Below are 19,779 nucleotides of genomic sequence, written 5' to 3' on the forward strand. Positions count from 1 at the left end.
TCGTCAGGCCGGTCGAGCCACGGTCCCGACCTGTCCCGCCGCTTCGAGAATTCCCCTGATGGCTCCGCATTTTACCGTCATCCGCGACACCACGCCGGACTCTGCGATTCCGAGGGGCGCCGTGGTCGCCATGGGCAATTTCGACGGCGTCCATCTCGGTCACCGCGCCGTGATTGCGGCCGCCCTGGAAATGGGCCGCGCGCATGGCCGCCCTGCGCTGGCATTGACCTTCGAACCGCATCCGCGACGGTTTTTCAGCCCCAACACCCCGCAATTCCGCCTTACGGATGAGCCGGCCAAACTGCGGCTTTTGGCCGGCACCGGCCTTGCCGGCGCCGTGGTCATGACTTTCGACAAGGCGCGCGCCGGAACCAGCGCGCAAGACTTCATTCACCATGACCTGATCGGACGCCTCGGCGTCAGCGGCATTGCCGTCGGTTACGACTTCCATTTCGGCAAAGGTCGCGTCGGCTCGCCGAGCCTGCTGGTCAACGAGGCGCCCCGGCTCGGCATCGAGGTCGACGTGCAGCCCCATGTCGATATCGACGAGCGGCCGGTCTCCTCCAGCGCGATCCGGATCGCCCTCGCCGAGGGCCAGCTCGACGAAGCCACCACCATGCTGGGAGCCCCCTGGTTCATCACCGGCGAGGTGATCCACGGTGAGAAGCGCGGCCGCGACCTTGGCTATCCCACCGCCAACATCCGTCTGGACGCCAATTGCGGCCTGAAGCACGGCATCTACGCCGTGCGGGTCGGCCGCGGCGCCGAGCGCCTCGACGGCGTGGCGAGCTTCGGCCGCCGCCCGACTTTCGACAACGGCGCGCCGCTGCTAGAAATCTTCCTGTTCGACTTCAAGGGCGATCTCTACGGGCAGGCGCTCGACTGCGCCTTCGTCGGCTTCATCCGCGAAGAGCTGAAATTCGACAGCCTGGAGGCCCTGATCCGCCAGATGGACGACGATTCCGCCCGCGCCCGCGCCATGCTGGCCGCCGCCCCGGACGCGTTTCCGAAGCTTGGCGCGATCGATTAAGCCGGAAACCGGGCCACCCGAACCTTTGCGCTTCCCCCGCCCGGCTGCTATGGAGAGCCCATGTTTGCGCGGCGCATCATAGCGATTAGCGGCCCGGCTTCCGCCTGAGCCTTCGGCTCGGCGCAAGACCGGGATGTTGTCGTTTCACCCCCGCGATTCCTTATCGCTATCCGTTTTCCCGCGCCCCTTCCGAGCCAGTCAGCCTCATGTCCGAAAAGCCGCAGAAGTCCCAAAAGTCTGAAGTCAAAGACTATTCGAAAACCCTGTTCCTGCCGCAGACCGAATTTCCGATGCGCGCCGGCCTGCCGCAGCGCGAGCCGGAGATCCTCAAGCGCTGGTACGAGATCGGCCTCTACGAGAAGCTGCGCGAGAGCGCCAAGGGTCGCGCCAAATTCGTCCTGCATGACGGCCCGCCCTACGCCAACGGCAACATCCATATCGGCACGGCGCTGAACAAGATCCTGAAGGATCTCGTCACCAAGAGCCAGCAGATGCTCGGCTTCGATTCCAACTACGTGCCGGGCTGGGACTGCCACGGCCTGCCGATCGAGTGGAAGGTCGAGGAAGAGCACTATCGCAAGAAGGGCAAGCAGAAGCCCGACTTCCGCGACAGTGCCGCGATGATCGATTTCCGCAAGGAATGTCGCGCCTATGCCACGCACTGGCTCGGCGTGCAGCGCGAGGAGTTCAAGCGCTTGGGGGTTATCGGCGACTGGGACCATCCCTACGCCACCATGAGCTTTCCGGCCGAAGCCCAGATCGCGCGCGAGCTGATGAAGTTCGCCGCCAACGGCACGCTGTATCGTGGCTCCAAGCCGGTGATGTGGAGCGTGGTCGAGAAGACCGCGCTGGCCGAAGCCGAGGTCGAATACGAGGACTACACCTCCGATACGGTGTGGGTGAAATTCCCGGTCACCTCGCCCGCGCACGGCGCGCTCGCCTCCGCAAGCGTCGTGATCTGGACCACGACGCCATGGACGCTGCCGGGTAACCGCGCCATCTCGTTCTCGCCGAAGATCGGCTATGGCCTGTACAAGGTGACCGAGGCGCCCGCCGACAATTGGGCCAAGACCGGCGATCTCCTCATCCTCGCCGACGCGCTCGCTGAAGAAGTCTTCAAGCAGGCGCGCGTGACGGCCTATGAGAGGGTCCGCGAGGTCCCCGGCGACACCATGGACGCGATCGAATGTGCCCATCCGCTGAAGGGCCTAGCCGGCGGCTACGACTTCATCGTCCCGCTACTGCCCGGCGACCACGTCACGGACGACACCGGCACCGGCTTCGTGCACACGGCGCCCGGCCATGGCCGCGAGGACTTTGACGCGTGGATGGCGCAGGCGCGCGATCTCGATGCGCGCGGCATCAATACCGCAATCCCCTACACCGTCGATGAGAACGGCGCCTACACCGATCATGCGCCGGGCTTTGCCGGCAAGCGCGTCATCAACGACAAGGGCGAGAAGGGCGACGCCAACGAGGCCGTGATCAAGGCGCTCGTCGAAAGAGGCATGCTGCTCGCGCGCGGTCGGCTGAAGCATCAATATCCGCACTCCTGGCGTTCCAAGAAGCCGGTGATCTTCCGCAACACGCCGCAATGGTTCATCGCGATGGACAAGGACGTTGCCGCTGACGGCAAGACCAAGTCCGGCGACACGCTCCGCGCGCGCGCGCTGCATGCGATCTCGGTGACGCAATGGGTGCCGCCGTCGGGCGAGAACCGCATCAATGGCATGATCGAGGCCCGCCCCGACTGGGTGATCTCGCGCCAGCGCGCCTGGGGCGTGCCGATTGCCGTGTTCGTGCGCGAGAGGGGCGACGGCTCGGCCGAGATCCTCCAGGACGAGGCCGTCAATACGCGCATTGGGGAAGCTTTCGAGCAGGAAGGCGCGGACGCCTGGTATGCGAAGGGAGCGCGCGAGCGCTTCCTCGGGTCCCGCGCGAATGAAGACTGGCAAAAGGTCGACGACATTCTCGACGTCTGGTTCGATTCCGGCTCGACGCACGCCTTCGTGCTCGAAGACCCCGTGCATTTCCCGGGCCTCGCCGGCATCAAGCGCAAGGTCGATGGCGGCACCGACACGGTGATGTATCTCGAAGGCTCGGACCAGCATCGTGGCTGGTTCCACTCCTCGCTGCTGGAGAGCTGCGGCACGCGCGGTCGTGCGCCCTACGACATCGTGCTGACCCACGGCTTCACCCAGGCCGAGGACGGCCGCAAGATGTCGAAGTCGCTCGGCAACACCATCGAGCCGCAGGCCGTCATCAAGGAATCCGGCGCCGACATCCTGAGACTCTGGGTTGCGTCCTGCGACTACACCGACGACCAGCGCATCGGTCCCGAGATCCTGAAGAATACCGTCGAGACCTATCGCAAACTGCGCAACACCGTGCGCTGGATGCTCGGCACGCTGCATCACTATAAGCCGGCCGACGCGGTCGCCCCTGCCGACATGCCCGAGCTCGAGCGGCTGATGCTGCACGAGCTCGCGATCCGCGCTGCCGCCATCGACAAGGCCTATCGGGAGTTCGACTTCAAGAGCGTGGTGGCTATTCTGTCCGCCTTCCTCAACAGCGAGCTGTCGGCGTTCTATTTCGACATCCGCAAGGACACGCTCTATTGCGACCCGCCCTCTTCGCTGACGCGCAAGGCGGCGCTGACCACCATCGACCTGTTGTGCGCCTCGATCCTGAAATGGCTGGCCCCGATCCTCAGCTTCACCGCGGAGGAAGGCTGGCGCATGTACCGGCCCGACGCCGAGCCGTCCGTGCATCTGACGCTGTTTCCGAACGATCTCGAAAGCTTGCGCGACGACAAGCTCGCGGCGAAGTGGGAGACGATCCGCAACGTGCGCCGCGTCGTCACCGGCGCGCTCGAGCTCGAACGCGCCGCCAAGAATATCGGCTCGTCGCTGGAGGCCTCGCCGGTGATCTATCTCGCCGACCGGGCCATGCTGGCGACGCTGTTCGACGTCGATCTCGCCGAAGTCTGCATCACCTCGAACTACGAGGTACGTGAGGGCGAGGCGCCGGCTTCCGCGTTCCGTCTCGATGCCGTGCCCGGCGTCGCAGTCGTCGTCGAGAAGGCGGTCGGCACCAAATGCGCCCGCTCCTGGAAGATCTCACCGACGGTGGGCGAAGACCCCGAATACCCCGACGTCACCCCGCGCGACGCTCAGGCGCTGCGCGAATGGAAGGCGCTGGGGGTGCAGCTCTAACCAGGTGTCGTCCCGGCCTAGTGCGCAATTGCGCACGGGGGCCGGACCCATAACCACCGCAGCTGATCGTCGTGAACACTGATGACTCCGGGTCGATCCAACAACATCCGCCTCGGGGTATGGGTCCCGGCCTTCGCCGGGACGACACCGGTGCTAACGGCAGGCATCCCGGCATGACCCCGCTCCGCGCCGGCATCACCTCCGCCCTGGTCACACTCGTCCTCGACCAGGCCTCCAAACTTTGGTTGCTGAACGTGTTCGACCTCGCTCATCGCGACGTGGTGCGGGTGACACCGTTCTTCGATCTGGTGCTGGCGTGGAACATCGGCATCAGCTTCGGCTGGCTCCAGAACGACGGCCAGGCGGCGCAGCTCGCGCTGATGGCCGTCAAAGCTATCGCGGTGGTCGCACTGGCGATCTGGATGGCCCGCTCCCACACCCTTCTCGCGACCATCGCGCTAGGCTTGATCATCGGGGGCGCCATCGGCAATGGCATCGACCGCCTGGCCTATGGTGCGGTGGTGGATTTCGCCCTGTTTCACATCGAAATCGGCGGACATACCTATAATTGGTACGTGTTTAACCTCGCCGACGTGGCCATCGTTGCTGGGGTGGCGGCGCTATTGTATGATTCCTTCCTGGGGGTACCCGCCGCAAAAGCGCCCTGATCCCGGCCGATACGACCGGCAGGTGGAACCCGTTTTTGCAAGGGGTCAGGCCGCGTGCGAGCGGCAATCTGCCACAATATGGAACAGGTATGGTGATGCGCAGCTCGAAGACCAGCGGTTCAATGGTTCGAGACCCCAAATGGGGGTTCTGGCGGGCATTGAAATTGTCCGCTGTCGCGCTCGGCATCGGTCTCGTCATGTCGACCGGCGCCGCCCGCGCCGGTGACGACGACGAGGAAGACGACATGACCTTCGAAGAGAAGCTCATCGACAATCTGATGTCCGGCCTCGGCGCCAAGAGCATGGAGAAGCCCGGCATCGAGTACCGCGAGCGTTCGCCGCTGGTCGTGCCGCCCAAGCTCGACCTGCCGCCGCCGGCCGCTACCCAAGCCACGAATGCGCCGAACTGGCCGAAGGACCCCGACGAGAAGCGCCGCAAGGAAGCGATTGCCGCGCGCAAGAAAGCCACCAAGGCGACGGAGAACTGGCAGGCCGCCCGGCCCCTGACCCCCGCTGAGATGAAAGCGGGTGAGGTCGCCGCGGCCCCCCGCACCAGCAATGATCCGATCCAGCCGGGTACCAACGGCAACCCGTCGCTCAGCCCCGCCGAACTCGGATACAGCGGTGGTCTGTGGAACATGATGAAGGGCGGCAACAGCTCCGAAGAGAAGAAATTCGTTAGCGAGCCGCCGCGCCAATCGCTGGTCGAGCCCCCGCCGGGCTATCAGACGCCGTCGCCGAACTACGCCTATGGCGCCGGGCCGGACAAGTCGCGACGGACCTATTTCGACATCATGTCCGGCAAGGAGAAGGAACAATAACGTTCCTGTCGCGCCGCGACATCCGACAGAACCGCACCCTGCGCCGGCGGCTCGTGCACGCCGGACGCGGTTCCTAAATTGCTTATCAGTAACTTGCCTCCGCGTTGAGTTCTCTGCTTCGTGACGCGAAGCCTCAGCCGCACGGTGTAGCATGCCGTGCTTCCGAGCCGGACATCCGGACCTCGGCCTTTCACTAGGGATCATGATGTCCTCTTACCGATCGGCTGCCTGCCTCCTTGCCGCGCTGCTTTCGACGAGTGTCCTGACGGCCGGCGCGTCCCTCGCCCAGACCACGGTAACATCGGCCCCGCCCGCCAGCTTCACGCTCAGCAACGGCATGCAGGTCGTGGTGATCCCGGATCACCGCACGCCCGTGATCACGGAGATGATCTGGTACAAGGTCGGCTCGGCCGACGAGACGCCGGGCAAATCAGGCCTCGCCCACTTCCTCGAGCACCTGATGTTCAAGGGCACCTCGAAGCATCCCGTCGGCGAATTCTCGCAGACCGTGCTCCGCGTCGGCGGCAACGAGAACGCCTCGACCTCGGTCGACTACACCAATTACTACCAGCGCGTTCCGCGCGAGCAGTTGCCGACCATGATGGAGTTCGAGGCCGATCGCATGACCGGCCTCATCCTCAAGGACGAGAACGTGCTGCCCGAGCGCGACGTCGTGCTCGAAGAGTACAACATGCGCGTCGCCAACAATCCGGATGCGCGGCTGAACGAGCAGATCATGGCCGCGCTCTATCTCAACCACCCTTACGGCCGGCCGGTGATCGGCTGGCACCAGGAGATCGAGAAGCTCGATCGCGAGGATGCGCTCGCCTTCTACCGCCGCTTCTACGCGCCGAACAACGCGATCCTGGTGATCGCCGGCGACGTGGACGCCGCTGAAATCCGCCCGCTGGTCGAGCGCAATTTCGCCGCCATCCCGGCGCAGCCCGCCATCCCGGCGCGGCGCATTCGTCCGCAGGAGCCGGAGCCGGCCGCACCGCGCACCGTCACGCTGGCCGACCCGCGGGTCGAGCAGCCGAACTTGCGGCGCTATTATCTCGTGCCCTCGGCGACCACGGCCGCAGCCGGCGAGAGCGCGGCCCTCGACGTGCTCGCGCAGCTGATGGGCAGCGGCAGCAATTCCTATCTCTACCGCGCCCTCGTCGTCGACAAGCCGCTCGCGGTCTCGGCCAACGCCAGCTATTCGAGCATCTCGCTCGACCCGACCCAGTTCGCGATCTCGGCCGCACCGAAACCCGGCGTCAGCTTCGCAGAGGTCGAGCAGGCGGTCGACGGCGTCATCGCCAATGTCGCGCAGAACCCGATCCGCGCCGAGGATCTGGAGCGGGTCAAGACTCAGCTCATTGCGGAAGCGATCTATGCCCAGGACAACCAGGCAGTGCTGGCGCGCTGGTATGGCGGCGCGCTGACCACAGGCCTGTCGATCGAGGACATCAGGAGCTGGCCCGACCGCATCCGCGCAGTCACTGCCGAGCAGGTTCGCGCCGTTGCGCAGAAATGGCTCGAGAAGAAGCGCTCGGTGACGGGCTATCTGATCAAGGACACCGCCACCGCCAAGCGCGAGGAGAAGCGTTCGTGACCTATCCCTTCCTTCGCGCGCGTCACTTCGCGCTGTCCTTCGTTACCGGCGCGGCCCTCGTACTGGCCGCGGTCTCGCCGTCGCATGCAGCCGCAAAGATCCAGCATCTGATCTCTCCGGGCGGCATCGAAGCCTGGTTCGTGCAGGACGCAACCGTGCCGCTGATCGCCATGGAATATTCCTTCGCCGGCGGCTCGGCGCAGGATCCCAAGGACAAGTCGGGCGTCGCCAACCTCGTCGGCGACCTCCTCGACGAGGGCTCCGGCGATCTCGACTCCAAGACGTTCCATGAACGGCTCGACCGCCGCGCCATCGAGCTCTCCTTCAACGCCACCCGCGACACCTTCCGCGGCAGCCTGCGCATGTTGCGCGACAACAAGGACGAGGCCTTCGATCTGCTCAGGATGGCGCTGACATCGCCGCATTTCGATACGGCCGACGTCGAGCGCATCCGCGCGCAGGTCATCTCGGGACTGCGCCGCGAGACCACCAATCCGACATCGCTGGCGAGCCGCAAGTTCCTCGAGGTCGCCTTCGGCGATCACCCGTACGGCCGGCAGACCAACGGCAACCTCGATAACGTGCCCACCATCACGGTCGCCGACTTGAAGGACTATGTCGGCCGCGTGCTCGCCAAGGATGGGCTGAAGATCGCGGTCGTCGGCGACGTCGATCCGGCCACACTCGGCAAGCTGCTCGACCACACCTTTGGTAGCCTGCCCGCCAAGGCCAACCTCACGCCGGTCCCCGACGTCGATGCCGCAAAGCCGCCGCAGCGCGCCTTCGTGACGCTCGACGTGCCGCAGACCGTGATCACCTTCGGTGGCCCCGGCGTGAAGCGCAGCGATCCCAACTTCATGGCTGCCTACGTTGTCAACCACATCCTCGGCGGCGGCGGATTGTCCTCCCGGCTCTATCGCGAGGTCCGCGAGAAGCGCGGGCTGGCCTATTCCGTCTACGAATCGCTGCTGTGGATGGAGCATTCCGCGCTGTTCATCGGCAATACCGGCACGCGCGCCGACCGCGCCGGCGACACCATCGACGCCATCGAGAAGGAGGTCCGCCGCATCGCCGAGGAGGGCCCGACACAGAAGGAGCTCGACGAGGCCAAGTCCTACCTCAAGGGCTCGCAGATGCTGGCGCTGGACACCTCCTCCAAGCTGGCGCAAGCGCTGTTGCAGTATCAGCAGGACAAGCTGCCGATCGACTATATCGAGAAGCGCAACGCCATCGTCGATGCGGTGACGCTGGACGACGCCAAGGCTGCCGCGAAGCGTCTGTGGGACCAAGGCCTCCTCACCGTCGTCGTCGGCCGCGCCCCGCAGGCCGCCGCGCAGCCGGTGGCGGTACCGGCGACGAAGTCGAACTGACGATCCGATAAAGCGTCTCCTGAAATGGCCGGGCTCGCTGTCTCCGCCTGCGGCTTCGCCGGCCCAGCACTCAAAGCCCGGCGAAGCCATGGCGGAGCCGGGTCCCCGCCATTTGCGTTTCCACGATGCACCATTGCCGAACGTAGACGTTCGCGATATGTCCGGACGTCACGAATGGTGCCATCATGCTGCGGATATCCCGCGATCTCGTCATCGACGAGGACGACATCGAGATCGGCTTTGTCCGCGCCTCCGGGCCCGGCGGACAGAACGTCAACAAAGTCGCGACTTCAGCGCAACTGCGCTTCGACACGCGCAAACTGACCCTTCCGGAGGATGCCGCCATCCGGCTTGCCCGCATCGCCGGACAGCGCATGACCAAGGATGGCGTGATCGTGATCCACGCCCAGCGCTTCCGCACCCAGGAGCGCAACCGGCAGGATGCCATCGACCGGCTGGTCGAGATGCTGCGCGAGGCGATGGTGCGCCCGATCCCGCGGCGCGCGACACGGCCGACCTTCGCGTCCAAGCAGCGCCGGCTCGAAGGCAAGAAGCGGCGTAGCGACATCAAGGCCGGACGCGGTGGCCGCTTCGACGATTGATCAAGCAAAAAACCTTCGGTCGCGGAGCGACCGAAGGTTTGCCGGTTCGTAAGCTGGCGTCAGTAGCGCTTGCCGGTCGCAGCACCGCCCGTAGCCGCATCGTCGGCCGTGCCCTTACGTGTCGCGCTGCCAGTGGTTCCGGCGGTACCTTTACCCTTGGTCGACTTCACGCCGACCTTCTCGCCGGCAGCCCCCTGCTGCGCGCCGACATCATCATCCTCGCTGCCCACCGTGCCGCCCTGCATGGGTTTGCTTTGCACGGTGCCTCCGGGCTTGACGCCAGATGACGTACCTTGCGCGAGAACAGGCGTCGCAATGAGGGCCGAGAGAGCGCATGCGATTGCAGAGGTCTTCACCAACTTCATCCATTTCTCCTGGATTTTTTCGCGATGAACGGCACGGCGGCATCCCTGCGCCGCTCGCCTGCACCGGACCAGTTCATCGCAAAGAGAGATTGAACGGCGCGGTTGTGATGCAACCTGCGTCGTGTGGTCATCGTTTAGGGATTTCTGGGCGGTTTCGCGGAATTGTGCTCCTCATATGCGGCAGCGCGGAACACACGCCACGCGCGAGCCCCCGCTTGCAGCGAAACAGCCCGCTACTACCACCGCATCTCGGACGCCGCCTAGAGTTTGCGCACGCTGACTTCGAGGTGGATGGGGCGAGCTCTTGGCGATGCGCGCAGTCGTGCTGGGATTGTGCACCGCGATGGTGCTGATGATGCGGGTTGCCGGCGCGCAGATGCCTTTGCCGGCGGCAAAACCGCCGGATGGCGCGACACTCTTTAAACAGCAATGCGCAGTGTGCCACACCACCAGCCTGTCGGAGCCGATGCGGCAGGGTCCGCCTCTGGTCAAGATCGTGGGCCGGCCCGCCGGCAAGCTCGATGGCTTTCGCTACTCGGAGAATCTCGCGAAGGCCGACTTCGCCTGGGACGAGGCAAAGCTCGACGCCTGGCTGGCCAATCCTCAAGCGGTCGTCCCCGGCGTGGTCATGGCCTACCGGCAGGCGAAGCCGGAGACGCGCGCTGCCATCATCACCTATCTCAAGGAGCAGAACTGAATGGCAAAGCCCGTCCATTCCATGATCCGCGTGCGCGACGAAGCGCGATCGCTCGACTTCTACAGACGCGCCTTCGGCTTAGAGGTCGCCGACCATCTGAAATTCGCGGATTTCGCCCTGATCTATCTGCGTCACCCCTCCTCACCTTTCGAGGTCGAGCTGACGGTGAATTTCGATCGCAAGGAGCCGTACCAGCTTGGCGACGGCTACGGCCATCTCGCCGTCGTGGTCGAAGACCTCGACGCCGAACATGCCCGCTTCGAGCGCGAGCAGCTCGCGCCGGGCCCCTTACGCGATTTCAAGCACGACGGCAGGACGCTGGCGCGCTTCTTCTTCGTCAATGATCCCGATGGCTACAAGATCGAGGTGATCCAGCGGGGCGGCCGTTTCAATTGACCAAATCACGATAATCCAAATCACAAGAATTGAAGGAGGACATGCCATGAGAGAAGTCGACCGTCGAAGCAAGCACAGCCGCCGCGTCTTTCTCAAGGGCGCGGCAACCGCCGTACCGGTTGCGGCCGTCGCGACCAGCGTCGGTGTCAGCATCGACAATGCCTGGGCAGATGAAGCGAGCGCGCTATCGCCCGCGACAATGAAGACACTGCTGAAGGTCGCACGCGACATCTATCCGCACGATGTGCTCGGCGACAGCTACTACATCACCGCGATCAAGCCGTGGGATGGCAAGGCGGCCAAGGATCCCGCCGTCAAATCGCTGATCAGCGACGGCATTACGCGGCTCGACCAGAACGCGCGCGATCGCCACAAGGTGGCTTACGCCGAGGTGCCCTGGGAAGCCGACCGCGTGGTGCTGCTGAAGGAGATCGAGCAGAGCGAGTTCTTCCAGAAGGTGCGCGGCGACCTCGTCGTCTCGCTCTACAACCAGAAAGAGGTCTGGCCGCGGTTCGGCTACGAGGGCTCCTCGGCCGAGCATGGCGGCTACGTCAACCGCGGCTTTGCCGACATTGACTGGCTGCCGAAGGCTTAACGTCACCCAACGGGTTCAGGAGAACGCATATGGCAAAATTCGATCTGAACGACTCCAGCGTTGTGGTGATCGTCGGCTCCGGCGCCGGCGGCGGCACGCTGGGCAACGAGCTCGCGCAGAAAGGCGTCAAGGTCGTCATTCTCGAGGCAGGTCCCCGCATCGAGAATCACGACTTCATCAACGACGAATGGGAGAGCTTCTCGCAGCTCGCCTGGACCGATGCCCGCACCACCTCAGGCACGTGGCGCGTCGCCAAGGACTTCTCGGGTCTTCCCGCCTGGATCGTCAAGGCAGTCGGCGGCTCCACCGTGCATTGGGCCGGCGCCTCGCTGCGCTTTGACGAGCACGAGTTCAGGGTGAAGAGCACCTACGGCAACATTCCCGGCGCGAATCTGCTGGACTGGCCGGTCACGCTCGCGGAGATGGAGCCGTGGTACGCCAAGGCCGAGAACAAGATGGGCGTGACCCGCACCAACGGCATTCCCGGGCTTCCCGGCAACAATAACTTCAAGGTGCTGGAGGCCGGCGCGAAAAAGCTCGGCTACAAGACCGTGCACACCGGCAACATGGCGATCAACAGCCAGCCGCGCGACGGGCGCGGCTCCTGCCAGCAGATCGGCTTCTGCTTCCAGGGCTGCAAATCCGGCGCGAAATGGTCGACGCTCTACACTGAGATCCCGAAGGGCGAGGCGACCGGCAATCTCGAAGTCCGCGCCGGCAGCATGGTGGTCAAGATCGAGCACGATGCGAGCGGCAAGGTGACCGGCGTCGTTTACGCCGATGAAAATGGCGCAATGCAGCGCCAGAAGGCGCGCATCGTCGCGGTGGCCGGCAATTCGATCGAAAGCCCGCGATTGCTGCTCAACAGCGCCTCGACCATGTTCCCCGATGGCCTCGCCAATTCGAGCGGCCAGGTCGGCCGCAACTACATGCGCCACATGACCGGCAGCGTCTACGCCGTGTTCGAAAAGTCGGTGCACATGTATCGCGGCACCACCATGGCCGGCATCATCCGCGACGAGGCGGCCAACAATCCGAAGCGCGGATTCGTCGGCGGCTACGAGATGGAGACGCTGTCGATCGGCCTGCCCTTCATGGCGGCGTTCCTCAATCCCGGCGCCTGGGGCCGCCCGTTCACCTCAGCACTCGACGGTTATCCCAGGATGGCCGGCATGTGGCTGGTCGGCGAGGACATGCCGCAGGAGACCAATCGCATCACGCTCGACCCTGTCGTGAAGGACAAGTTCGGACAGCCGGTCGCGAGCGTGCATTTCGACGACCATCCCAACGACGTCGCGATGCGCGCACATGCTTACAAGCAGGGCGCTGCAGTCTACGACGCCGTCGGCGCCACCGTGACCTATCCGACACCGCCCTATCCGAGCACGCACAATCTTGGCACCAACCGGATGAGCGAGAAACCGCGGGACGGCGTGGTCAACAAGTTCGGTCAGAGCCATGACATCAAGAACCTGTTCGTCTCCGACGGCAGCCAGTTCACCAGCGGCGCGGCCTGCAACCCGACGCTGACCATCGTCGCGCTGGCCATCCGGCAGGCCGACTACATCGCCGGCGCGATGCAGAAGAAGGAGATTTGAGGTCGGGTGTCCTCGCCGTCGTTGCGAGCGCAGCGAAGCAATCCAGAATCTCTCCGCAGCGACAGTCTGGATTGCTTCGTCGCAAGAGCTCCTCGCAATGACGCCGGAGGGAGTATCTTAGTCCCGTAGCCCGGATGGAGCGCAGCGCAATCCGGGGCCGCTTTCACCTGTGGCTCGAATCCCGGATTGCGCTTCGCTCCATCCGGGCTACGCACTTTTGTTGGAACGTCTATTCCGCCGCGTCGAGAATCGGCTCCACCGTGCCCTTGAACTCCCGCACCGGCGCCATGCTCCTGGAGCGGTAGATCAGGCAGGAGCAGCGCAGCAGCGAGGCGAAATTGTTGACCTCGCCATGATGGTCGAGCACCTCGTTGTAGAGTGTCGTCAGGAACTTGCCGAGGCTCATGCTCTCCTTGGCCGCGATCTCCTCCAGCGTGTCCCAGAACGCCATTTCCAGCCGGATCGAGGTGCAGTGCCCGCCGATCCTTAGAGAACGGGTCTGTGATTCGTAGTCGCGTTGGGGCTGGTGCGCGAAGAGATGGCACATGGCGTCCTCCCGTCCTGTTGCCATTTTTTCACGATGCTACACCGCTCCCCGGCACCTCACAATCAGGACGGTGGCCGGAGATGCGTCCATGCCGGTTGCGGAATTTTCTCGAACGCCCAATGTCTTCAATGTGATAGTGAGCCCTCTTCCCCAGCCCGCCACTCCGGTGTTGCTCAGCCCATGCTTTTGACGCAACACGGCCTAGAATAGCGCCGTCTGCGAATCCCCGTTCGAGCCCCAAGATCGAGTTCATGCCCGTCCGCCAGCTTCCAGAGCAAGTCGTCAACCGCATCGCCGCCGGCGAGGTGGTCGAACGTCCGGCGAGCGTGGTCAAGGAGCTCGTCGAGAACGCGATCGATGCGGGCGCAAGCCGCATCGACGTCTTCACCGACGGTGGCGGGCGCCGGCGGATCGGCATCACCGATGACGGCGGCGGCATGCCTGCAAAGGATCTCGCGCTCGCAGTCGAGCGCCACGCCACCTCCAAGCTCGACGATGAGGACCTGCTCCAGATCCGCACCCTCGGATTCCGCGGTGAGGCGCTGCCCTCGATCGGGTCGGTCGCGCGCCTCTCCATCACGACGCGGCACGCCAGCGAGCCGCACGCCTGGGCCTTGACTGTCGAGGGCGGCGAGAAGTCCGAGATCATGCCGGCGGCGCTGGCGCATGGCACGCGGGTCGAGGTCAACGATCTCTTCTACGCGACACCGGCGCGGCTGAAGTTTCTGAAGACCGACCGCACCGAGGCGGAAGCCATTCGCGAAGTGGTCCGGCGCCTCGCGATGGCGCGGCCCGATATCGCCTTCACGCTCGCGGGCGAAGAGCGCGCGCCGGTGACCTGGGCCGCGGCGCTGCCCGGCGCGGCGGGACGCCTGACGCGGCTCGGCGATATCCTGGGAGCGGAGTTTCGCAGCCACGCCATCGAGGTCCATGCCGAGCGCGAGGGCGTCGTCGTCGCCGGCTATGCCGCCGCGCCTGCGCTGACCAAAGCCAACGCGCTCGGGCAATATCTCTTCGTCAACGGCCGTCCGGTGCGCGACAAGCTGATCCTCGGCGCGGTGCGCGCGGCCTATTCCGACTATCTGCCGCGCGACCGCCATCCCGTGGTGGCGCTGTTCGTCACGCTCGATCCACGCGAGGTCGATGCCAACGTGCATCCGGCCAAGACCGAGGTACGTTTCCGCAACGCGGGTCTGGTGCGCGCGCTGATCGTGCATGGATTGAAGGAAGGGCTCGCGCGGGAGGGCCGACGTACGGCGGCCAACAGCGGCGGTGCCGCCTTGTCCTCGTTCCGCCCTGCCTTCACGCCGCAACGGTCTGCCAGTTGGGACTGGCGCCAATCGCCATCCGTCCCGGTTGGGACGCCGCCGTCGTTCGAAGGTTCAGCAGCGCCCGCCTTCGCCGAGCGCGCGCAAGCCGCATTCGATGTCGGTGCGCCCAGTGCGGATGTGCGAATCGAGACGCAGCCCGCCGGCGATCTCGTCGACCGCCCGCTCGGCGCCGCGCGCACGCAGATCCACGAGACCTACATCGTCTCGCAAACCCGCGACGGGTTGATCATCGTCGACCAGCATGCCGCGCACGAGCGCATCGTCTATGAGCGGCTGAAGGCCTCGCTGGCGGCGAACGGCGTGCAGCGGCAGATCCTGTTGATCCCCGAGATCGTCGAGATGGACGAGGCGACAGTGGAGCGCCTGCTCGATCGCAGCGAGGAGCTGGCATCGTTCGGTCTCGCGATCGAGTCCTTCGGCCCCGGGGCGGTCGCGGTGCGCGAGACGCCGTCGCTGCTGGGCAAGACCAATGCAGGCGGGCTACTCCGCGATCTCGCTGAGCACATGGCCGAGTGGGACGAGGCATTGCCGCTGGAGCGCCGCCTGATGCATGTCGCCGCCACCATGGCCTGCCATGGCTCGGTCCGCGCCGGCCGCCGGCTGCGGCCGGAGGAGATGAACGCCCTGCTCCGCGAGATGGAGGACACCCCGAACTCCGGCCAGTGCAATCACGGTCGCCCGACCTATGTCGAGCTGAAGCTGAGCGATGTGGAGAAGCTGTTCGGGCGGAGGTGACGGTGCCGTAGGGTGGGCAAAGGCGCAAAGCGCCGTGCCCACGATCTTTCCACGAGAGCAATAGAAGCGGTGGGCAAAGGCGCGCGAAGAGCGCGCCTTTGCCCACCCTACGGCAGCGAGACTACGGCTTCCTCAGAAACACGAACTCCGTGTCGTCATAAGCCCGCCGCTCCAATTCCTCAAAACCCTCCGGCGTCACGAACTGCGCGGCCTTCGCCTCTTCCACCACCAGCAGTGCGCCCGGCGTGAGCCAACCGCCGTCGCGCAAGCTCGCCAGCGCCTTCTCCGCAAAGCCCTTGCCATAGGGCGGATCGAGGAACACCAGCGAGAACGGCTCGACCGGATGCGCGGGGCCTAGATCGGTCGCATCGCGGCGATAGACCTTGGTCACGCCGCCGAGGCCGAGCAACTCGACATTGTTACGGAGTAGCGCACGCGCTTCCGCTCCATTGTCGACGAACAACGTGAACTTCGCCCCGCGTGACGACGCCTCGATGCCGAGCGCTCCGGTGCCGGCGAAGAGATCGAGCACGCGCGCGTCCTCGATCGGATCGTCATAGGCGTGCACGAGAATGTTGAACACGGACTCGCGCAGGCGGTCCGCCGTCGGGCGGATGCCGCGCGAGGACGGTGAGGCGAGATTGCGCCCCTTCAAACGACCGCCGACGACGCGCAAGTTAATCCTCCCGCGGCGTCAGGTCGCGCTTGCCGTGATAACCGCGCTTGGGACGGCGCGGCGGGCCATAGCCGTTCGCTTCCAACTCGTTGCGCTCGCGCGCCTCCTCGCTGCCGGTACGCTGCACCAGCACGCGGCGGCCCTTGCGATCGTTGATGACAGCGCGCTTCATCGGCTTCTTCGGCGCATCGCCCTCGCGCGCGGCGGATTTCGCGGGCATGTCGAACTCGGCGCCCGACTTCTCGATGACCTTGTCGCCGAGCTGCTCGCGCAGCACCCGCGACTTGATCTCCTCGACCTGGCCTTCCGGAATCTCGCCGAGCTGGAACGGGCCATAGGAGACGCGGATCAGCCTGTTCACCTCGAGCCCGAGATGGGCGCAGACATTGCGCACCTCGCGGTTCTTGCCCTCGCGGATCGCGAACACCAGCCAGACATTGGCGCCCTGGTCGCGCTCCAGCGTCGCTTCGATCGGACCGTATTTGACGCCCTCAATCTCGATGCCACCCTTGAGCTCGTCGAGCTGCGCCTGGGTGACGTCGCCATGGGCGCGGACGCGGTAGCGGCGCAGCCAGCCGGTGTCCGGCAGCTCGAGCGTGCGGGCGAGGCCGCCGTCATTGGTGAGCAGCAACAGGCCCTCGGTGTTGAAGTCGAGCCGGCCGACGCTGATCAGGCGCGGCAGACCTTCGGGAAGATTGTCGAACACGGTCGGACGACCCTCGGGGTCGTCATGTGTCGTCATCAATCCGCGCGGCTTGTGATAGAGGAACAGCCGCGTGCGCTCGCGCGGCGGCAATGGCTTGCCGTCGACGGCGACGACGTCGTTCTGGGTGACGTCGAGCGCCGGCGAATTGATCACCCGGCCGTTGACGGTGACGCGGCCCTGCGTGACCAATTCCTCGGCATCGCGCCGCGAAGCGAGGCCGGCGCGGGCCAGCACCTTTGCGATGCGCTCGCCGGCCTTCTTCGGCTTCGGCGCGTCTTCACGGCGCGGACGCCCCTCGAAATCGCGATCGCGCTCGCGATAGGCGCCGCGGCCGCCGAAGGCGGGGCGCTTCTCGAAAATCCTGCTGTCGTCCTCGTTGTCGCGGCGCGGCCGATCGCGGAAGCGACCCTCGCTGCGGGGATGCTCCTGCCAGTCCATGCGGCCTTCCGGCCGCCTTTCGCGCGAGCGATTGAAGCGCGGACGATCGTCACCGGAGCGCTCCTCGCGCGGGCGCGAGAAACGCGGGCGATCATCGCCCTCATCGCGGCGCCGGGAAAAACGCGGACGGTCGTCGCCACGGCCACCTTCACGGCGGTCGTCGCGCTGACGCCAGGGCTTTTCATCGCCGCGATCACGGCCGCCGAAATCCTTGTCGAAGCTCTTGCGCGGCCGGTCGCCGCGCGGACGATCGTCGCGCTTCTGCCACGGCTTTGAATCGCCTCGCTCGCCACGATCTCTCGGACGGTCGCCAAAGCTGCGCTTGCTATCCCGGAAGTCTCGGTCGCGGCCAAAGTCCTTGCGCGGCCGATCGGAGTCGCCACGCGAAAACTTGCGGTCCTCGAACCGCCGCTCCGAACGCTCACCGCGCGGCGCGCGCTCATCACGATCGAACTTCGGACGGTCGCCGCGCGGCTTGAACGGCCTGTCGCCGCGCGGCTTGAAGCTGCGCTCGCCGCGGCCCTCTCCGCCGCGGTCGTCGCGCTTGAAGCGCGGACGGTCGCTGAAATCGCGGCGCGGCGCATCGCCCTCCTCGCGGCGGCGGAACGGACGGCCCTCACGACCCTCGCGGGGCGGGCGGCTGTCGCGATCGCGCTTGCCCTCGAAGCCGCGCTTGGCGAATTTCTTGTCCGGCCCCCGGGGCTTGCCGGTGCGGCCCTTGGACGGGCCACGATCACGCCGGCCGCGGGAATCGTTGTCTTTGTCGCTGTCGCGGGGCATGAATAATCTCACTTAGGGGTGGCGCGATGAGCATTGTGCGCGCTCGTTCCGAGCCGCATGCTCAGGCAAAATCGGTATCCACTCTTGCTGAAGGCGGAGCTAGTAGCAGGTTTCTGGCGATGATACGAGGCATGAAAGCCCCTTCTTTCATGGATTTGGCGCTTAGGACGGCCGAAAATGCCGGAAAATCGGGCGAAGTTCCGATCGGGTGCGTCGTGGTCCGCAATTACGAGGTCATCGCCACCGCGGCGAACCGGACGCTGACCGACTACGACCCCACGGCCCATGCCGAGATCATCGCGCTGCGCGAGGCGGCGAAGAAGATCGGCAGCGAGCGCCTCGTCGACTGCGACCTCTACGTGACGCTCGAACCATGCACCATGTGTGCGGGCGCGATCTCCTTTGCAAGGGTGAGGCGGCTCTATTACGGCGCCGCCGACCCCAAGGGCGGCGCGGTCGAGTCCGGCGTGCGGTTCTTTGCTTCCCCGACCTGCCATCACGCACCGGAGGTCTATTCCGGGGTCGGCGAGAGCGAGGCGGCGCGGCTGCTGCGGGAGTTCTTTCGCGAGCGGCGGTAGGTCTCTCCTCGTCATTGCGAGCGTAGCGAAGCAATCCAGATTCTTTCCGCGGAGACAGACTGGATTGCTTCGTCGCAAGAGCTCCTCGCAATGACGATGAGGATCAAGCCGAGAAAAACTCGCGCAACGCGCTCGCGGTCACGTCCGGGTTCTCCTCGGTGAGGAAGTGGCCGGAATCCACCGGCATACCCACGACATTCGTGGCCCATTCCTTCCAGGTCTCGAGCGGGGTGGCGGCAGCCTGCGCGATGCCGGCATTGCCCCACAGCGCCAGCATCGGAATGGTGATCTTCTTGCCGGCCTCGAAATCGGCCTTGTCGAGGTCGTAGTCGAAATAAGCGCCGGCGCGATAGTCCTCGCACATCGCATGCACCCGGGCGGGATCGCGGAACGGGGCGAGATAGTGCTCGAGCGCGCGCTCGTCGATCGCGTCCAACGTCTTCGACTTGGTCTGGCTTGCCATCTTGAAGCGCAGGAAGAACTCGCCATTGCTGGCGATCAGGGTCTCGGGCAACGGATAAGGCTGCGCCAGGAAGGTCCAGTGATAGATCTTCAGCGCATAGGCGCGATTCATCCGCTCCCAGTAATTGTAGGTCGGCAGGATATCGAGCACGGCGAGGCGCGACAGCCGGCCGGGATGGTCGAGCGCGAGGCGGTAGGAGACACGGCCGCCGCGGTCGTGGCCGGCAAGCGCAAAATGCACATGGCCGAGGCGCTCCATCACCTCGACCATGGCCTTGGCCATGGCGCGCTTGCTGTAGGGGATATGCAGCGCATCGCTTGCGGGTATGTCGGACCAGCCATAGCCCGGCAGGTCGGCAATGATCAGCGTGAACCTATCGGCCAGCTGCGGCGCCACCTGGTGCCACATCACATGGGTCTCGGAGAAGCCGTGGAGCAGGAGCAGCGGCGGCCCGCTGCCGCCGACGCGGGCGAAGATGCGGCCAAAGGAGGTGTCGATCCATTCGGCGGCAAAGCCCGGATAGAGGTCGGCGAGATCGGACATCTTTCTGCATCCTTGTCTGGTCAGTCCC

At 65.3% G+C, this 19,779-nt stretch carries 18 protein-coding genes; 13 read left to right on the plus strand and 5 right to left on the minus strand.

Going from position 1 to position 19,779, the window contains the following annotated elements; all coding sequences use genetic code 11:
• The first annotated feature begins 58 nt into the window (after nt 1–58).
• The 7 genes from ACR9YP_RS39345 to arfB all read left to right on the plus strand — a co-directional run bounded on the left by ACR9YP_RS39345 (nt 59) and on the right by arfB (nt 9,303).
• Complete coding sequence (locus ACR9YP_RS39345) at nt 59–1,030, plus strand: bifunctional riboflavin kinase/FAD synthetase (RefSeq protein WP_091886817.1); 972 nt, start codon at nt 59–61, stop codon at nt 1,028–1,030.
• A gap of 206 nt (nt 1,031–1,236) precedes the next feature.
• Complete coding sequence (gene ileS / locus ACR9YP_RS39350) at nt 1,237–4,245, plus strand: isoleucine--tRNA ligase (RefSeq protein ID WP_474218573.1); 3,009 nt, start codon at nt 1,237–1,239, stop codon at nt 4,243–4,245.
• A gap of 173 nt (nt 4,246–4,418) precedes the next feature.
• Nucleotides 4,419–4,913 (plus strand): signal peptidase II, encoded by a 495-nt coding sequence (gene lspA, locus ACR9YP_RS39355; protein WP_164940249.1) that lies wholly within the window; start codon nt 4,419–4,421, stop codon nt 4,911–4,913.
• Nucleotides 4,914–5,008: 95 nt separating this feature from the next.
• Nucleotides 5,009–5,734 carry a chromosomal replication initiator protein DnaA gene (locus ACR9YP_RS39360; protein WP_176945558.1) on the plus strand — a complete coding sequence of 242 codons (726 nt, stop codon included), beginning with the start codon at nt 5,009–5,011 and terminating at the stop codon, nt 5,732–5,734.
• A gap of 202 nt (nt 5,735–5,936) precedes the next feature.
• Nucleotides 5,937–7,331, plus strand: a complete 1,395-nt coding sequence (locus ACR9YP_RS39365) for a M16 family metallopeptidase (RefSeq protein WP_474218574.1) — start codon at nt 5,937–5,939, stop codon at nt 7,329–7,331.
• Nucleotides 7,328–8,701, plus strand: coding sequence for a M16 family metallopeptidase (locus tag ACR9YP_RS39370; RefSeq protein ID WP_438105160.1), 1,374 nt, complete (start codon nt 7,328–7,330; stop codon nt 8,699–8,701). Before ACR9YP_RS39365 ends, ACR9YP_RS39370 begins: the two co-directional genes overlap by 4 nt.
• A 185-nt stretch (nt 8,702–8,886) precedes the next feature.
• Nucleotides 8,887–9,303, plus strand: coding sequence for an alternative ribosome rescue aminoacyl-tRNA hydrolase ArfB (arfB, locus tag ACR9YP_RS39375; protein ID WP_128931409.1), 417 nt, complete (start codon nt 8,887–8,889; stop codon nt 9,301–9,303).
• A 59-nt stretch (nt 9,304–9,362) separates the two neighbouring features.
• Here the strand turns inward: arfB and ACR9YP_RS39380 are convergent, their stop codons facing one another.
• Nucleotides 9,363–9,668: a hypothetical protein gene (locus ACR9YP_RS39380; protein ID WP_128931408.1), complete on the minus strand. Its 306-nt coding sequence runs from the start codon at nt 9,666–9,668 to the stop codon at nt 9,363–9,365.
• Nucleotides 9,669–9,978: 310 nt separating this feature from the next.
• On the opposite strand from ACR9YP_RS39380, the gene ACR9YP_RS39385 reads away from it, so the two are divergent.
• Genes ACR9YP_RS39385 through ACR9YP_RS39400 form a run of 4 tightly spaced genes read left to right on the plus strand, consistent with a single transcriptional unit; the run spans nt 9,979 to nt 12,954 of the window.
• A complete protein-coding gene (locus ACR9YP_RS39385) occupies nt 9,979–10,365 on the plus strand; it encodes a c-type cytochrome (RefSeq protein ID WP_474218575.1) in 387 nt (128 codons plus the stop codon).
• Nucleotides 10,366–10,761, plus strand: a complete 396-nt coding sequence (locus tag ACR9YP_RS39390; protein ID WP_474218576.1) for a VOC family protein — start codon at nt 10,366–10,368, stop codon at nt 10,759–10,761.
• Nucleotides 10,762–10,807: 46 nt separating this feature from the next.
• Entirely contained in the window at nt 10,808–11,356 is a 549-nt protein-coding gene (locus ACR9YP_RS39395) for a gluconate 2-dehydrogenase subunit 3 family protein (RefSeq protein WP_474218577.1), read from the plus strand.
• Nucleotides 11,357–11,385: 29 nt separating this feature from the next.
• Nucleotides 11,386–12,954 carry a GMC family oxidoreductase gene (locus tag ACR9YP_RS39400; protein WP_474218578.1) on the plus strand — a complete coding sequence of 523 codons (1,569 nt, stop codon included), beginning with the start codon at nt 11,386–11,388 and terminating at the stop codon, nt 12,952–12,954.
• A gap of 229 nt (nt 12,955–13,183) precedes the next feature.
• On the opposite strand, the gene ACR9YP_RS39405 is transcribed toward ACR9YP_RS39400, so the two are convergent.
• Entirely contained in the window at nt 13,184–13,501 is a 318-nt protein-coding gene (locus ACR9YP_RS39405) for a ribbon-helix-helix domain-containing protein (RefSeq protein ID WP_474218580.1), read from the minus strand.
• 251 nt (nt 13,502–13,752) lie between these two features.
• On the opposite strand from ACR9YP_RS39405, the gene mutL reads away from it, so the two are divergent.
• Nucleotides 13,753–15,567 (plus strand): DNA mismatch repair endonuclease MutL, encoded by a 1,815-nt coding sequence (mutL, locus tag ACR9YP_RS39410; protein ID WP_474218581.1) that lies wholly within the window; start codon nt 13,753–13,755, stop codon nt 15,565–15,567.
• Nucleotides 15,568–15,688: 121 nt separating this feature from the next.
• On the opposite strand, the gene rsmD is transcribed toward mutL, so the two are convergent.
• On the minus strand, nt 15,689–16,243 hold the full coding sequence (gene rsmD / locus ACR9YP_RS39415) for a 16S rRNA (guanine(966)-N(2))-methyltransferase RsmD (RefSeq protein WP_474218582.1): 555 nt from the start codon (nt 16,241–16,243) through the stop codon (nt 15,689–15,691).
• Between the two features lies 1 nt (nt 16,244).
• On the minus strand, nt 16,245–18,167 hold the full coding sequence (locus ACR9YP_RS39420) for a pseudouridine synthase (protein WP_474218583.1): 1,923 nt from the start codon (nt 18,165–18,167) through the stop codon (nt 16,245–16,247).
• A 119-nt stretch (nt 18,168–18,286) separates the two neighbouring features.
• Here ACR9YP_RS39420 and ACR9YP_RS39425 point away from each other — a divergent pair, with 119 nt between their 5' ends.
• Nucleotides 18,287–18,745 carry a nucleoside deaminase gene (locus ACR9YP_RS39425; RefSeq protein ID WP_130221193.1) on the plus strand — a complete coding sequence of 153 codons (459 nt, stop codon included), beginning with the start codon at nt 18,287–18,289 and terminating at the stop codon, nt 18,743–18,745.
• 103 nt (nt 18,746–18,848) lie between these two features.
• Here the strand turns inward: ACR9YP_RS39425 and ACR9YP_RS39430 are convergent, their stop codons facing one another.
• Nucleotides 18,849–19,751, minus strand: a complete 903-nt coding sequence (locus ACR9YP_RS39430) for an alpha/beta fold hydrolase (RefSeq protein ID WP_474218584.1) — start codon at nt 19,749–19,751, stop codon at nt 18,849–18,851.
• Between the last annotated feature and the right edge of the window lie 28 nt (nt 19,752–19,779).

The organism is Bradyrhizobium sp. BR14999 (assembly GCF_056106085.1).

Excerpts from the sequence above, each read along its gene's own strand:
- ACR9YP_RS39345 (WP_091886817.1), top strand. The coding sequence starts at position 59 with ATGGCTCCGCATTTTACCGTCATCCGCGACACCACGCCGGACTCTGCG.
- ileS (WP_474218573.1), top strand. The coding sequence starts at position 1,237 with ATGTCCGAAAAGCCGCAGAAGTCCCAAAAGTCTGAAGTCAAAGACTAT.
- lspA (WP_164940249.1), top strand. The coding sequence starts at position 4,419 with ATGACCCCGCTCCGCGCCGGCATCACCTCCGCCCTGGTCACACTCGTC.
- ACR9YP_RS39360 (WP_176945558.1), top strand. The coding sequence starts at position 5,009 with ATGCGCAGCTCGAAGACCAGCGGTTCAATGGTTCGAGACCCCAAATGG.
- ACR9YP_RS39365 (WP_474218574.1), top strand. The coding sequence starts at position 5,937 with ATGATGTCCTCTTACCGATCGGCTGCCTGCCTCCTTGCCGCGCTGCTT.
- arfB (WP_128931409.1), top strand. The coding sequence starts at position 8,887 with ATGCTGCGGATATCCCGCGATCTCGTCATCGACGAGGACGACATCGAG.
- ACR9YP_RS39380 (WP_128931408.1), bottom strand. The coding sequence starts at position 9,668 with ATGAAGTTGGTGAAGACCTCTGCAATCGCATGCGCTCTCTCGGCCCTC.
- ACR9YP_RS39385 (WP_474218575.1), top strand. The coding sequence starts at position 9,979 with ATGCGCGCAGTCGTGCTGGGATTGTGCACCGCGATGGTGCTGATGATG.
- ACR9YP_RS39390 (WP_474218576.1), top strand. The coding sequence starts at position 10,366 with ATGGCAAAGCCCGTCCATTCCATGATCCGCGTGCGCGACGAAGCGCGA.
- ACR9YP_RS39395 (WP_474218577.1), top strand. The coding sequence starts at position 10,808 with ATGAGAGAAGTCGACCGTCGAAGCAAGCACAGCCGCCGCGTCTTTCTC.
- ACR9YP_RS39400 (WP_474218578.1), top strand. The coding sequence starts at position 11,386 with ATGGCAAAATTCGATCTGAACGACTCCAGCGTTGTGGTGATCGTCGGC.
- ACR9YP_RS39405 (WP_474218580.1), bottom strand. The coding sequence starts at position 13,501 with ATGTGCCATCTCTTCGCGCACCAGCCCCAACGCGACTACGAATCACAG.
- mutL (WP_474218581.1), top strand. The coding sequence starts at position 13,753 with ATGCCCGTCCGCCAGCTTCCAGAGCAAGTCGTCAACCGCATCGCCGCC.
- ACR9YP_RS39420 (WP_474218583.1), bottom strand. The coding sequence starts at position 18,167 with ATGCCCCGCGACAGCGACAAAGACAACGATTCCCGCGGCCGGCGTGAT.
- ACR9YP_RS39425 (WP_130221193.1), top strand. The coding sequence starts at position 18,287 with ATGATACGAGGCATGAAAGCCCCTTCTTTCATGGATTTGGCGCTTAGG.
- ACR9YP_RS39430 (WP_474218584.1), bottom strand. The coding sequence starts at position 19,751 with ATGTCCGATCTCGCCGACCTCTATCCGGGCTTTGCCGCCGAATGGATC.